Raw genomic sequence first — 13,706 nt, 5'->3', positions numbered from 1 at the left:
CTTAACTATCCTTGATATGCGTTTCGTGAAAATTCGGAGGGTTGAACCAATTTCCTCCGCTGGCCACCCACGTAGAGTCGAGCGGCACCCATTCCTTCTTCTCCGACAAGAATACCTCGTTCCAGGCGTGCGGCCCATAGCCGCCGCGGCCGTCATAGCCGAGTCCCGTAACCACCTTCACGTCGAGCCCCACGGACCTGGCCATAACGGCGTACAGTCTGGAGAAATCGATGCAGACCCCTCTTCTGGTGCTAAACGTATCTGCGGGCGTCTGCTCCTTCCATAGCCGCCGCTCCTCATACAAACGTACCTTATCCCAGTCATATTTGATACGCGTTCCTACCCAACGGTACAAAAGTTTGGCCTTTTCTTCATCCGTCTTGGCATTTGCCGTTACATGCCTGGCAGCCTCCGCAATGTCATTCGGAACGGCCGCATCCACCAACTCATATTTTCGCTGCAGGATGTTGGTGAATTCCTCCTCAACCGCCCGTGTAAATACGGGAAGCCGGCTGGAGAAGAAATCGCCTGTAACCGGCTGAATCACTTCCTTGGCGCCCTTCTGATATAATAACGAATCTTGAATATACCCGGAAATCGGAGTTTGCGGAAACAGTGTCGTAACGATAAAGAATGCGGCAATCATCAGAAGACTGCGCCCCAACCCGGTTACTGCTCCGATGATGCTGCCGATCAAACTGCTGAACAGCGTGGGAGCGGTGCGCGCATCTCCTTCGGGGCCCAACCGCCGCCGCTCCGACATCCACAGGTTTGCCAGCGGGTCGATGATCAGGCAGACCAGCTGTTTGGCGATGCCGTAGCCTAATACGAACAGCACGCTAAACCTGAGCAAGGAAAAGTCTCTTACTCCGGTAATCACGGTGTAATAAATCTGCTCCCAAAATCCCAGCTCCCGTTGAGGAATCTGCAGCCCGAGCCCGACAAGCCAAGCCTGAAACCGGGGCGACAGCCAAGAGGCCAATTGCCAAGCCGCATACAGGCTTATCAGGATAACGACCCCTTCAGTAACCATCACCGCCAAATGTCTGGCGGACGAGGAAGCGCCGCGGTAAAGCCCCTGAATGACCGAAACGATAAAAGTGGCCGCAATGAGTACTGTGATCAGATTAATTGCCGTAAGCTGTTCCAGACCGTTCAAACGCACTCCCTCCTTCCGACCTGAGGCTTAAACTCCGGTATTAAAGTCCTGCGTTTTTCTTTGCCTGTTCAATGAGCCCCTTGGTGAGATCATCCAGTTTTAACGTAAAGGTCTGGTTCATAAAGGTCACTTGGACGCTATTCTCGCCAAGCTTGCCGTCCAGCCTCACGCTCTTGGTTGCGACCGTATAAGAACCGTCCGGGTTTTGTGTGTATTTTGCGTCCTTGGCTTCCTCCGTTATGACTTTCATCGCCTGGGCCTTGGCTTCCTCCGCGACCTTGGCGCCCATCGTCGAACCAAGCTCCAGCAGCTGATCTTTATAGCTTGCCCCGTAGAAGAACAAGCCGGCCAGCAGCGCCAGCACAATAACCCATTTTACAACCGTCTTCACCACGGCTACAACAATAAAAAGTACTATCAGCGCCCCTAAGATGACAAACCAGCGCTCCGCCAAAAATGTCGAAATAAAATCCATCCCGTTGCCCCCTTCATTCCTTGCGTCTCTTTTAGCCATCATAATGTCGGACTATTTCCTCATCATACACCAACGGTCTCTTTTTCTTCATCTCTTTTTTTACGCAGTTGGGCGAGCTTGCGTTCCATCTCGTCTCACAACCGGCCGGAGTTCCAAAATACTTGTACTATCCGTTTTACCCCGAACGTAAACGTATAGAGTGACAGGCTGAGGGACAGCCACTTCTAATCGATGCGAGGTGATTTCAATGAAAACCGCCGTATGGCTCTATCTGTTCATGTTCGTTGCTTTTTTCGATCTGCATGCGCAGTATCCGATCCTCTCCCCGTTCGCCATCTCCCTCGGTGCAGCACCGTCCTTCATAGGCTTGATCTTGGGCGTCTACTCCATCACACACTTGCCGGGAAACTTGATTGCCGGTTATGGCGTCGATCGTTACGGCAGCAAGGGTTTTATTGTATTCAGCCTGATTGTAGCAGGAATCGTGCTGTTGATTCAATCGCGTGTGACCGACCCGTGGGAGCTCTTGATCATCCGTTCCATCAGCGGCTTCGTACTGGCTTTTCTATCCCCTGCCTGTTTGTCTCTTCTTGCCAAAATCGCCAAGGACCGGGTGCAGCAAGGCAAGCTGATGGCAGGCAACGGCATGGTTCATACGTTTGCTTCCGTACTCAGTCCGGCCGCAGGAGCCTATCTTGTCGCAAAATTCGGATTTGCCCAGTCCTTTACGTTTCTGGGTTGGGGTCTCATTATCACCGGAATTTTGGCATGGATCGGCGTGAATGAAAAACAGTACAAACAAACGGCAGCCAAGCTGTTTCCTCAAGGCAGAGACCATCTTGAAGGCCCGCTTCCGGAAATGGCCCAGGGAGGAGCCGGCACGATTCCATGGTTGTTTTACGCTGTGCCTTTAGCCATTTCCTGCTCCCAGGGAATCCTGTTTTTCGAGCTTCCTCTCATGAAAGAGACGCAAGGGTCCATTCTAACCTCGGGCGTATTTTTCTCTCTGGTCAGTCTGGGCGCGCTGGTGACGCTGAGCATGCTGTTTTTGAGCCGGATATCTCCCGTACTGCGTACATCGCTGGGCAGCCTGGCTCTTGCGCTCATTTTTTTCGGCATGTCGGTCCATTGGCCGCTGCCCATGCATGCCTCGCTGTTCCTGATCGGAATGGCAAAAGGCGTCATATTCCCTGCGATCGCTTCCGTGCTTGCTGCGGTCACCAGTTCCAACCGTTACGGACGCGTCTTTTCGCTGCTGTCGATTTCCTATTCCATCGGCGCTTTTATCGGCCCCCTGGCAGCAGGCTACATTCGCACATACATGTCGCCTTATTTTATCGCCTTCCTCTGTTTGATGCTGGCGCTTTCCGTCCTTCCCTTTCGTGCGTTCGCCTCTCCGCTCAAAGTTTAATACTAGCAGCTTGCTGCATTTCCGCCTCTTAGGAGACCGTATTCATACGTGCATTCCAATAAAGGACCGTCCGTCAAGCGGATGGTCTTTATTACCATAACGGTAAAATGAATCGGGCGACCGTCTTTGACACCGCTCGGCAAAATCCGCGATAGGCATTGTTTTTTGCAGCATCCTGTTTCAAAAGGCAATTCCATTATCGGGCCTGCGGATCACATCCGCCTATTTTTCGCTACTGCAGTCCCGAATTGATGGTTCATTAGTCCGTATTTCAAAAAACAGCGCAACTTTGTATGCGTTTCCAACGTTAAAGGGAGAGCTAAATGGTTCCATGGGGACCGGTCCAGTCCGATCCGGGTAAAAACATAGGAATGACGGACCTGACCGCCCCCTAGTTTTGGCCAAACGGACATAAACTCAGATGTCTGTTTCGAACCCTTTGTAATGGGATTTTAGGAAAACAAGGAGGTGAATTGCACCGCGGGATGAAACCTGCTCACTGCAATACCCGTTCTCACTATTTGCAAAATCTGTAAGGGAGTGATAACCGCATGAAGCCTGCTGTTCTTCAAAAAGCAGCCCAAGTAACCGCGACGATGCTGATCATCTCTATCCTGATGCCAGTGCTTGCTTTTGCGGCTTCAGGATTCCAGGTTGGTACGTATCGCAACGGTTCGGTATCCGGTTCGGTATATACCGACGTGTATGAACCGGGTGTTACCCCTACCGTATACGCGTATGATCCGAGCGGAAAACAGATTGGTGTCACCACCGCTACATACAGCGTATATGACGACGTGTACGGCAGATATCACTACAACTTCAATCTGTCTAACCTTGGTAATTTTAATTACATTAATCTTTACGGTCCTGTAGGCTTTACGGTCAATGAGTCCGTATATCAAACCGTTTACCGTGATACGAGCGACGATGATTCCGGATCAAGCCCTGGCGGTGGCGGCGGTGGGGGAGGCGGCGAAAGCACAAGCCCTTCCGGGAACATCAGCGTTCCAGCTGACGGTTCCGTTCATGCCGACCAATTGAAAAACTCGTTCGATAAGTATGACACGGTGACGTTGACATTGAACGGGACCTTTGTGCTGGTTCCGGCAAAAGCACTGACAAGCTTTACAGCGAACCCCAAGAAGCTGCTGATCGTTAAAAATGACAACGGCTCGTACAACATTCCGTTGAATGTGCTGAAGCTGGAGGACCTTGCAGGCAAGGTTTCCGTTGCCGTAAACGATTTGAACATCAAGGTAAGCATTGCCCGGGCCGAACAAGCGCTGATCGACCGCGTAGCCTCTGCGGCGAATGCGATTGGCGGCAAACTGGTAAGCCCTGTGGTGGACTTCAACATCGTAGGTCAGGGCAGCAACAACCAAACGGCGGCGCTTGACTTGGGCAACCATTATTTAAGCCGGATTCTTCCATTGAATAAAACGGTTGATCCATCCAAAACGACCGGTGTGCTGTTCAACACGTCGGCGAACCGGCTGAGCTTCGTTCCAGCTCTATTCTCAGGCAATCAAGCTGTTCTGAAACGCAACGGCAGCAGTATTTACGCGGCCATCGAAATGAACAAATCCTTTAACGATATTTCCGGTCACTGGGCGCAAGGCTACATCCAGTTGCTGGCGAACAAGCTGGTGGTTGACGGCGTAACCAATACGACCTTTGAACCGGAGCGCAGCATTACCCGTGCAGAATTCGCGGCGCTCGTTGTCCGGTCCTTGGGTCTTGAAGCTACCGGCAGCGGCAGCAGCCCGTTTAGCGACGTGGCTTCCGGCGCTTGGTATTCCGGCGTCGTAAAAGCCGCGGCAGCCGCCAAGCTGATTGACGGCTATGAAGACGGCACGTTCCGTCCGAACGCTACAATCAATCGTGAAGAGCTGGCGGCGATGGTTGTTCGCGCTCTGGCCTATGCTGGCGCGAAGCCGGCCGTTTCCGAGCAGAGACAGGCTCAACTGCTCGAGAAATTCGTCGACTCCCATACGATCGTATGGGCAAAAAATGAATTGGCGACAGCCATTGAAGCAGGCATCGTCGACGGTATGACGGAGAATACGCTGGGCGCCCGTGAACAGGCTACCCGCGCACAATCCGCTACCATGCTGAAACGTTTGCTCGAAAGAGCCAACTTCATCAACAAATAAATTACACAAATAACCACTCTCCAAAAACAAAGACCTGGCTGCTGGCGGCCAGGTCTTTGTCTTAACCCGAATCTGGAATATTTTTCCGATATCAAAAGACCTGACATCAAGTCAGGCCTTTTCTGCACGCTATAAAAACGGTTGCTTGTCTCCTTCTACTTTTCCCGGGAAATAACGACACGGGTTTGGACAGGGAGCCAAAAACAGATATACTACAATTACAGAGCACCTCATCACCTTGAAACGGAGGGATTCGATGTCTATCGCCATTATCGTGGAGGGAAAAAACGACAAAAACAGACTTAAGCGTCTGTTGACGGACGACATTCTTATTGTTTGCACGTTCGGTTCGCTCAACACAGAGCGGCTGGAATCTCTAACAAAGAAAATTGGCGACCGATACGTTTATTTGTTCACCGATAACGATTCCTCCGGCAAAAAAATTCGAGCCATTCTAAGGGATGTGTTTCCCGATGCGGAGCAAATTTACACAAAACGCGGCTATGCCGGCGTGGAAGGGACGCCTGACGAATATTTAATTCAGCAATTGGAAAAGGCCGGGCTCGATGAGTATATCGTGTATCCGCCCACAATCCCTGGCTCTGAAAAGTTTTAAACCAAATCTTCCGCCTCATTATGTCATAAAGCTAATAAAATAAATAACGGAAGTTACCGTGAAAATACTAAAGACCGTCGATGAAAAGACCACTTGTGAAGTAAACTCAGGCTCGTTGTCGTATTCAACGGCGATCAGCACACTGCTTAGCGAAGACGGCACTGCACACGAAAGGACCAGCGCCTGAGCCATCACTCCCTCGATCCCCATCGCCATAACGATTCCAAAGCCTACGGCGGGTCCGATCAGCAGCCGGAGCACATTGGCCAGCATGACGTCCGAGAAATTAAGCTCCCACTTCATGCTGCCAAGCTGAACACCCAATGTTATCAAAGCCGTGGCAATAAAAGCATTTGAGATATAATTGATCGGTGCATAGATCGGTCCCGGTACGGGAATATCCAATCCTTTCATTAAAAACGCCAAGGGAATGATATAAATGACCGGAAGCGTCATAATCGTTCGAAGCGTTTTTCTCATATCGTTGCGCTTCGAAGCATTAACGGAGTAAATTCCATATGTATTCGGCAGCAAGCTTTGCATCATCATGATGATAATTTGAATCGACAGCGTAAAAGGGTCCCCTACAAACACAAGTTGATTGAGCGGAACCCCGTAGTTTGCGCTATTGTAGAAAATAACGGTATTGCGCATGGCCGGGATCATGCCCCCTTGGTAGCGGCGGAGGCGGATCACGATCTCGGCCAGGATAAACATCAATGCAAAAAACAGAAAGAAAAAGAGCAGCGTTTGCCCTAGTATGACTAAAGATATCGATGATTCGTAAAGCATTTTAAAAATAATGGCCGGTGAAAACAAATAAAAATTCAGCTTGGAGAGCGTCTTGATATCCAGCTTGAATGCGCGGTATAAAACAACGCCGATCGCGATCATCACCGTTAATGGAACGACGTTGTTCAATAAAATATACCAAAAATAACTCATGCAGGCGCTGACCCCCGGTGCCCTTCCATAAATGGCTTACTTATCTTTACTGATTTGGATCAGGTCGTCAGCCACTTTTTCTATATCCAGATTCTCATCATGACCGCTGTAGTAGGTACGGAGGTCGCCTTTACCGTCCACCAGCAAAAATAAGTTGCCGTGCGTATAGGTCTCGCCCCCCGGATCCTTAACGACCATCACGCCATAATCGCTGGCCAGCTTGATTACCTCATCCTGGTTGCCGCGCAAAAAATACCAGCCCCGGTAATCTGCGTGGTACCGCTGCGAGAATTCTTTTAAGCGCTCAGGCGTATCTCTGTCCGGATCGAATGTAATCGACATAAGAACCGTTTTGTCCGGAAAAGCGCCCTTCTTGATCAGAACGTCCTGAATCTTGGAAAGCGTATAAGTTGTCGGAATACATACATCCGGACAGGTGGAGAAATAAAAATAAATGAGCTTCGCTTTTCCAGCCGTATCCGCCAGCGAGACCTGCTTCCCATCCAGATTTTCCAGCGTAAATTCCGGCGCTTTTTTGAGTACGCCTATTTCTTGCTCCGGCCCTTTGAGCAGCATATAGGCAAAGGTAGCGATCAGGCCGATCAATAATACCACAACGATGATTTTAAAGCCGTTTTTTTGCATGATACCCACCCTTTCTTCTATAAAAAATAAATCCCAGGCCCCAGGTGCCATGGGATTATAACTTCAACCCAGTACGTATATGACGATTACGGTAGAGGGGTCGTGCTGATCACCATTGCAATAAACAACAGGATCAAATAATTAATGGAGAAAATAAACGTTTTTTTCGCCCACTGCACTTCGTCTTCTGCCTTAAATCCGTTCAGGCTTATAAAAGCCCAATACAGCCCCAAAACAGTTGCAGCGTAGAAATAAAGCGACCCGACATAACCGAAAAGATAGAGCAGCAGAGAAAACGGAACGAGCAGGACGATGTAGCGAATCATCGCCATCTTGGTAATATACGTCCCTTTCACCACCGGAAGCAAAGGAAATCCGGCAGCGCGATACTCTTCCATCCGACGGATGCCGAGCGCCCAGAAGTGCGGCGGCTGCCATAGGAACAAAATGCCGAACAAAACAATAGCTCCGGCATCGAGCTGCGGGTTGACGGCGCAATAGCCGATGACCGGAGGAACCGCTCCGGAGAAGCTGCCGACAACCGTACTCCATACCGAGGTCCGTTTAAACCAGGCCGTATAAATCCACACGTAGACGAACAGTCCGATGAGACCAAGCAGCGCCGCGATCGGATTAGCCAAAAACCAAAGCACAGACAGTCCGATGATTCCCAAAGTGATGCCGTACCACAGTACCGTTTGAGGAGAAATCCTTCCGGCAGCCAAAGCCCTCTTCTGCGTCCGTTCCATTTTGGTGTCCATATCGCGATCCAGATAGTTATTGAGCACACAACCGGAAGCCATCACGAGCGCGGTTCCAAGCAGTGTGAATATCAGTTTCATCCAATCGACATGCCAGCCTGATGCGACCCAAAAACCGCCAAAGGCCGTAATGGAGTTGGAAAACAATATACCCGGCTTGGCCAGTTGAACAAAATCCTTCCAGCTTGCAGATTCGCTCGCCGGTGATTCAACCGCAGCAGCCGCCTCCGTAGCCAGCTCCAAGGTTACCTGTTCCTTCACTTGATTAAACCTCCTCGTGCGAAGAGTCTTTAGTGAGTCCTTGATTCTTCACGCATAAACATCCCCTTAATAATAACAACCTGCAGACCAATTGACAACAAACAGACCCAGGTGTTCAAAATATTGTCGAAACCGGCGAAGGGTAGAATATTTTAGTACCGGGAGGAAAAAATCAAAAAGGGGTATGGCTAACAAAGGAAAATAAAATGGAGAAAAGGAGACGGCATTTGCACCATCTCCAGGAGTAAAAGAACTATAAACAAGCTACGCCCTATCACTTGGGAGCGAACAGCGGATTTCGGTTGAAAACTTCTGAGCGCAGGAAGGTCCACGCTTCCTTAAGCAGCGCTTCGATTTCGTAGACGCGAACCCCAAGCACGCTGACCGCTAAGCCGAATTTGTAGGTCAAGCTTATGCCGTAGTATAGCCCGGGGCGCAAGGAATCTTGCTGTGCCAACCGTTCGCGCAATGCTTCTGCCACGTTTGCGTTGACCCTTTCCGAGAATAAATACAGCGTTCCCGTATGAGTGTGAGAATCCCAGCGCGCGATTTGCCGCGGTACTTGCAGCTGAGGCTCCACACGCTGCTTCGTGCTGAAAATTAACTCGTTTCCATACCGGACCGTCAATCGGCTCTGATACCGCTCATAATGAAACACCTCTCCGCGATGCGTCCGGCCCGGGCAAACGATATCACTAAGGAATAAAGACGCTCCCTCTTCCATCTGAACCGTCATGTCGCTCGCAAACGATGCATCCTTGTACAGCATCAAGGGCTCAGGCATGTACTCCACGTAAGCCCCGCGGTGAAGAGACAGGCTCTGGCTCTGTGCACTCGGGTTCAGTCGGGTGCCGCCGTCCTTCTTCGAAGGATGCACCTTCGTATAAGACTGATTCGTCACGAAAACATTCGTGTTCTCGCCGAATCGCCAAACCAGCTCATACCGGTCCCCCGCCATTACGCCGGGAGACGCATCCATGAGGTATACACCAAGCTGCCCTTCGAACGGGAAGGTTTTGGCAATTTTTAACGGATAAGCATGGGTATGGCATTGAAGCTGCGTGCTTCCGCCTTTCGCCGTAAATTCGGCATTAACGGAACCGGTCACCTCAGGCATGGCTGTATTGATGCTCGACCCAATGGACGATGTCGTCCAGCCCTTGGCCGTCGAACAGATTGGAGAACACGAACGGCTTGTCGCCGCGCATCCGGATCGTATCCTCCTCCATCACCTTTAATGAGGCGCCTACGTGAGGGGCCAAGTCAATCTTGTTAATGATCAGCATATCCGAGCGGATGATGCCGGGTCCGCCTTTGCGCGGAATTTTCTCTCCCTGCGCCACGTCGATAATATAGATGAAGCGATCTACCAGTTCGGGGCTGAAGGCCGCCGCCAGATTATCCCCTCCGCTTTCGATGAAAATGATATCGAGACGGGAAAATCGGCGTTCCAGTTCTTCAATCGCTTCAAAATTCATCGATGCATCTTCGCGAATCGCCGTATGCGGGCATCCGCCCGTTTCCACGCCGATAATACGTTCGGGCGGCAGCGCCTCGGAACGAATCAGGATGTCTGCATCTTCCTTCGTATAAATATCGTTGGTGATGACCGCAATGCTGTATCGTTCGTTCAGCTTTCTGGCAAGACGCTCTACAAGCGCCGTTTTGCCGGAGCCGACGGGACCTCCGATTCCGATCCGCAGCGGACGCTCCAAGGACCTTTTCTCCGGCGTTTCCCAATGATGGTGATGATGCGCTCCTCCCTGACACATAGCAAAGCCCTCCTTCAAATAATAAGTAATGGATATATCGAATATCATGGCATTAAGACATGAACAACCGCGAATACAAGCTCTCGTGACGCATCATGGCAATATCCGCATAAGGAACGCTTCCGAAGCCGTCCTCTATCGGGTCCAGCGTCTCACACTGCCGCCAAGCCGCCTGAATGGACGGAACCAACGCTGCGAGCAGCCGCTGACCGTCCGTTTGACCGATGGACATCAGCCGCAGTCCGCTGTTGATGCAAGTCATCACGGAAGCGTATAAATACCCTTCAGCCGCCATGGTCAGAGTAATCCCAAGCCGCAGGCTGATCCAACCGTGAATGAGCGGATGGGTACCGATGCACTTCCCCGACGTGACAGCTTCATTCAGCGGCTCCCACCCAAGCTGCGGATACATAGCACGGACGAGCTGATACAGCCTGCGCCCCATTTTGGCTGCGCCGTCCCTCGTCTCCATCGCTGCCCGCTGGACATGCTGCGTCTTGTCAACGAGCCAAAGCTCCTCCCAGCGCTGCTCAGGGGCAAGCGTGTAGACGGCCTTGACGGCTAACGCATCAACCGGTGCCCAGCTGTGAAACAGCATGCTCTCAATGTACTCCTGCAGCTGGTGCAGTCCTGCGATTCTGCCCTCCTGCACCATCGTCTCCAAACCGAACGAATGGGAGAACCCCCCGATCGGCAACGCCGAGTCCAATAGCTGCGTATAGGCAAGCCATGATAATGTCTGGCTGTTCTCCATGCCGCGGCTGCCTCCTTGCTCATAAGCCTACATGATTAAAATAAAAAGTAACGCTGTGCCATCGGCAGCTCGCTGACGGGTTCACAGCTAATGACTTTCCCGTCGACATTCACTTCATAAGTCTCGGGATTGACGTCGATCAAAGGGGTTTCACCGTTGTGAATCATATCCCTTTTGGTAATGCTGCGGCAGCCGCGCACCGGCTCAATCCGCTTTTGAAGACCGAGCTGATGATGCACTCCCGCATCGTAAGCCGCTTGGGAAACGAACGTCACGCAGCGATTCAGCGCCCGGCCGTAAGCACCGAACATCGGCCTTCCGAAAACGGGCTGCGGCGTAGGTATCGAAGCGTTCGGGTCACCCATTTGCGCGTAAGCGATCATCCCGCCTTTCAGCACCATATCCGGCTTTACGCCGAAGAATGCCGGGCTCCACACCACCAGGTCCGCCAGCTTCCCGGGTTCCACCGAACCGACCAAATGCGAGATGCCGTGCGTAATCGCCGGGTTGATCGTATACTTGGCCACATAACGCTTGATGCGGAAATTATCGTTGTCCTTGGGCGAAGCATCCTGCTCGCCCGGCGCGGCCAAATATCCGCGCTGCTTCTTCATTTTGTCCGCCGTCTGCCACGTCCGGGTGATAACCTCGCCCACCCTGCCCATAGCTTGAGAATCCGAGCTAATGATGCTGAACACGCCAAGATCGTGAAGAATGTCTTCGGCCGCGATCGTTTCCGGCCGGATTCTGGAATCGGCGAAGGCGACGTCCTCGGGAATACGGCTGTCCAGATGGTGGCATACCATCAGCATGTCGAGATGTTCTTCCACGGTGTTCACCGTATAGGGACGTGTCGGGTTAGTGGATGAAGGCAGCACGTTCAATTCGGAAGCGATGCGGATGATATCCGGCGCATGGCCCCCGCCCGCGCCTTCCGTATGGTACGTATGAATGGTACGTCCGCCGATCGCCTTGATCGTATCTTCCACAAATCCGGATTCGTTGAGCGTATCCGTATGAATCGCCACCTGAATATCGTAGCGGTCGGCTACGTTCAGGCAGGCGTCGATCGCAGCAGGGGTCGTTCCCCAATCTTCATGTAGTTTGAGTCCGATAGCTCCCGCCTCCACCTGCTCGATCAAGGGCCCGGGAAACGAGGCATTGCCTTTGCCGGTAAACCCGAGGTTCATCGGGAACGCCTCCGCCGCCTCAAGCATCCGGTGCATGTGCCATGCGCCGGGCGTGCACGTCGTGGCGCTCGTCCCCGCCGCAGGCCCGGTGCCTCCTCCGATCATGGTCGTTATTCCTGACGCCAGCGCCGTCTCGATCTGCTGCGGGCAGATATAATGGATATGCGTGTCGATGCCGCCGGCCGTGATAATCTTGCCTTCGCCCGCTATCACTTCCGTCGAAGCCCCGACAATCATGTTCGGATGCACACCATCCATCAGATCCGGATTACCCGCTTTGCCTATGCCGACAATGACGCCGTCTTTGATCCCGATATCGGCTTTCACAATCCCGCTGTGATCAATAATCACCGCATTCGTAATGAGGGTATCGAGCACCCCTTGATTGCGCGTATGACGGCTCGATTGCCCCATACCGTCGCGGATCACTTTTCCCCCGCCGAATTTGCATTCCTCGCCATGGACGGTGAAATCGCGTTCAATTTCCGCCCACAGATCCGTATCCGCCAGCCTGACGGCATCCCCGACGGTGGGGCCGAACATGAGGGCGTACGATTTTCGATCCATCTCAGCCACCTAGAGGCCCTCCTCCCACTCGGTCAGATTTATGCGAATCGGTTCCGGAAGATGACCCCGCCGCACCTTCCCTTTGGATAATCCGTTCAAACCGTAGGAAAGCTTCTCACCCCCCAGTTCGACGAGCTTGACGGGCTTTTCCTCTCCCGGCTCGAACCGGACGGCCGTGCCCGCGGGGATATCCAACCGCATGCCGAACGCTTGCTGCCGATCAAATCGAAGTGCGCGATTCACTTCAAAAAAATGGTAATGCGATCCTACTTGAACAGGCCGATCTCCGGTATTGATGACGATGAGGTCCGATTTTTCTTTCCCCGCGTTCAACTCGATCGATCCGGCTTTTACCCGATATTCTCCAGGTACCATAACCATTCCCCTCTCTTCGAGATCATTAATGATATTGAAATACGGCTAATATGAATGTCATGGATCAAGCGCCCGTTAGCGCCGGATCGGCTGATGAACTGTGACCAGCTTCGTCCCGTCCGGAAACGTCGCCTCCACCTGCACTTCATGAATCATCTCCGGAACGCCTTCCATGACTTGCCCGGCTTTCAAAATCGTGGTGCCAAACTGCATGAGTTGGGCCACCGTCATGCCATCCCGGGCGCCCTCCATAATTTCCGAGGTAATCAGCGCCACGCTTTCGGGGTAGTTCAGCTTGACGCCGCGGGCAAGCCGCCTGCGGGCCACGTCGGCCGCCACGGTAATGAGCAGCTTTTCCTTCTCCCTTTCCGTCAGGTACATGTTACACCTCCTAAAAACACGAATATTACCGTCTCAATAGGTTTATTATATTCGCGATTTGTGCGAGTGTAAATATTTTATGTTAATTTTTATTACACAAATCCAGAATGAAAATATGTATTTTACCTTTTTTTACTTGAATCGAAATATAAAATCTTACATTATTGGCTTATTGATAGAAAAAATTTTAATAACCTCAAAATTATGTTATTTATATTGACACTCAAATGACATTTGA

The 13,706-nt window shown here is 51.7% G+C and carries 14 protein-coding genes; 3 read left to right on the top strand and 11 right to left on the bottom strand.

What is annotated here, in order from left to right:
- Position 1: 1 nt before the first annotated feature.
- Both IJ22_RS01395 and IJ22_RS01390 read right to left on the bottom strand, forming a co-directional pair.
- Entirely contained in the window at positions 2 to 1,159 is a 1,158-nt protein-coding gene (locus IJ22_RS01395; RefSeq protein WP_062406701.1) for a transglutaminase domain-containing protein, read from the bottom strand.
- Positions 1,160 to 1,199: 40 nt separating this feature from the next.
- Complete coding sequence (locus IJ22_RS01390; RefSeq protein WP_054817167.1) at positions 1,200 to 1,634, bottom strand: hypothetical protein; 435 nt, start codon at positions 1,632 to 1,634, stop codon at positions 1,200 to 1,202.
- A 247-nt stretch (positions 1,635 to 1,881) separates the two neighbouring features.
- Here IJ22_RS01390 and IJ22_RS01385 point away from each other — a divergent pair, with 247 nt between their 5' ends.
- The 3 genes from IJ22_RS01385 to IJ22_RS01370 all read left to right on the top strand — a co-directional run bounded on the left by IJ22_RS01385 (position 1,882) and on the right by IJ22_RS01370 (position 5,817).
- Positions 1,882 to 3,045 (top strand): MFS transporter, encoded by a 1,164-nt coding sequence (locus IJ22_RS01385; RefSeq protein ID WP_062406699.1) that lies wholly within the window; start codon positions 1,882 to 1,884, stop codon positions 3,043 to 3,045.
- Between the two features lie 551 nt (positions 3,046 to 3,596).
- Positions 3,597 to 5,201 carry an S-layer homology domain-containing protein gene (locus IJ22_RS01375; protein ID WP_062406695.1) on the top strand — a complete coding sequence of 535 codons (1,605 nt, stop codon included), beginning with the start codon at positions 3,597 to 3,599 and terminating at the stop codon, positions 5,199 to 5,201.
- Between the two features lie 256 nt (positions 5,202 to 5,457).
- Entirely contained in the window at positions 5,458 to 5,817 is a 360-nt protein-coding gene (locus IJ22_RS01370; RefSeq protein ID WP_054817066.1) for a toprim domain-containing protein, read from the top strand.
- Positions 5,818 to 5,835: 18 nt separating this feature from the next.
- On the opposite strand, the gene IJ22_RS01365 is transcribed toward IJ22_RS01370, so the two are convergent.
- From IJ22_RS01365 to IJ22_RS01325, 9 genes are all read right to left on the bottom strand, one after another.
- Positions 5,836 to 6,762: an AEC family transporter gene (locus IJ22_RS01365; RefSeq protein WP_062406693.1), complete on the bottom strand. Its 927-nt coding sequence runs from the start codon at positions 6,760 to 6,762 to the stop codon at positions 5,836 to 5,838.
- A gap of 36 nt (positions 6,763 to 6,798) precedes the next feature.
- Complete coding sequence (locus IJ22_RS01360) at positions 6,799 to 7,407, bottom strand: SCO family protein (RefSeq protein ID WP_062410815.1); 609 nt, start codon at positions 7,405 to 7,407, stop codon at positions 6,799 to 6,801.
- Positions 7,408 to 7,493: 86 nt separating this feature from the next.
- Positions 7,494 to 8,429 carry a heme o synthase gene (cyoE, locus tag IJ22_RS01355; protein WP_062406691.1) on the bottom strand — a complete coding sequence of 312 codons (936 nt, stop codon included), beginning with the start codon at positions 8,427 to 8,429 and terminating at the stop codon, positions 7,494 to 7,496.
- A 274-nt stretch (positions 8,430 to 8,703) separates the two neighbouring features.
- Complete coding sequence (locus IJ22_RS01350) at positions 8,704 to 9,546, bottom strand: urease accessory protein UreD (protein WP_062406689.1); 843 nt, start codon at positions 9,544 to 9,546, stop codon at positions 8,704 to 8,706.
- Positions 9,539 to 10,201 (bottom strand): urease accessory protein UreG, encoded by a 663-nt coding sequence (ureG, locus tag IJ22_RS01345; RefSeq protein ID WP_062406687.1) that lies wholly within the window; start codon positions 10,199 to 10,201, stop codon positions 9,539 to 9,541. The genes IJ22_RS01350 and ureG overlap by 8 nt, the downstream gene beginning before the upstream one ends.
- A gap of 52 nt (positions 10,202 to 10,253) precedes the next feature.
- Complete coding sequence (locus IJ22_RS01340; protein WP_062406686.1) at positions 10,254 to 10,955, bottom strand: urease accessory protein UreF; 702 nt, start codon at positions 10,953 to 10,955, stop codon at positions 10,254 to 10,256.
- 35 nt (positions 10,956 to 10,990) lie between these two features.
- Complete coding sequence (gene ureC, locus IJ22_RS01335) at positions 10,991 to 12,712, bottom strand: urease subunit alpha (RefSeq protein ID WP_418007111.1); 1,722 nt, start codon at positions 12,710 to 12,712, stop codon at positions 10,991 to 10,993.
- A gap of 9 nt (positions 12,713 to 12,721) precedes the next feature.
- On the bottom strand, positions 12,722 to 13,087 hold the full coding sequence (locus IJ22_RS01330; protein ID WP_054817063.1) for an urease subunit beta: 366 nt from the start codon (positions 13,085 to 13,087) through the stop codon (positions 12,722 to 12,724).
- Positions 13,088 to 13,162: 75 nt separating this feature from the next.
- Positions 13,163 to 13,468 (bottom strand): urease subunit gamma, encoded by a 306-nt coding sequence (locus tag IJ22_RS01325; RefSeq protein WP_062406683.1) that lies wholly within the window; start codon positions 13,466 to 13,468, stop codon positions 13,163 to 13,165.
- Between the last annotated feature and the right edge of the window lie 238 nt (positions 13,469 to 13,706).

Origin of the sequence: Paenibacillus naphthalenovorans (genome assembly GCF_001465255.1) — a bacterium.
Lineage (GTDB): Bacteria > Bacillota > Bacilli > Paenibacillales > NBRC-103111 > Paenibacillus_G > Paenibacillus_G naphthalenovorans.
Note: the sequence above shows the minus strand (reverse complement) of the source record. Positions and strands in the feature narration are given on the sequence as shown.

Coding starts and splice junctions, on each gene's coding strand:
- IJ22_RS01375 (WP_062406695.1), top strand. CDS start 3,597: ATGAAGCCTGCTGTTCTTCAAAAAGCAGCCCAAGTAACCGCGACGATG.
- IJ22_RS01350 (WP_062406689.1), bottom strand. CDS start 9,546: ATGCCTGAGGTGACCGGTTCCGTTAATGCCGAATTTACGGCGAAAGGC.
- IJ22_RS01385 (WP_062406699.1), top strand. CDS start 1,882: ATGAAAACCGCCGTATGGCTCTATCTGTTCATGTTCGTTGCTTTTTTC.
- IJ22_RS01390 (WP_054817167.1), bottom strand. CDS start 1,634: ATGGATTTTATTTCGACATTTTTGGCGGAGCGCTGGTTTGTCATCTTA.
- IJ22_RS01365 (WP_062406693.1), bottom strand. CDS start 6,762: ATGAGTTATTTTTGGTATATTTTATTGAACAACGTCGTTCCATTAACG.
- IJ22_RS01370 (WP_054817066.1), top strand. CDS start 5,458: ATGTCTATCGCCATTATCGTGGAGGGAAAAAACGACAAAAACAGACTT.
- IJ22_RS01340 (WP_062406686.1), bottom strand. CDS start 10,955: ATGGAGAACAGCCAGACATTATCATGGCTTGCCTATACGCAGCTATTG.
- ureG (WP_062406687.1), bottom strand. CDS start 10,201: ATGTGTCAGGGAGGAGCGCATCATCACCATCATTGGGAAACGCCGGAG.
- ureC (WP_418007111.1), bottom strand. CDS start 12,712: ATGGATCGAAAATCGTACGCCCTCATGTTCGGCCCCACCGTCGGGGAT.
- IJ22_RS01330 (WP_054817063.1), bottom strand. CDS start 13,087: ATGGTACCTGGAGAATATCGGGTAAAAGCCGGATCGATCGAGTTGAAC.
- IJ22_RS01360 (WP_062410815.1), bottom strand. CDS start 7,407: ATGCAAAAAAACGGCTTTAAAATCATCGTTGTGGTATTATTGATCGGC.
- IJ22_RS01325 (WP_062406683.1), bottom strand. CDS start 13,468: ATGTACCTGACGGAAAGGGAGAAGGAAAAGCTGCTCATTACCGTGGCG.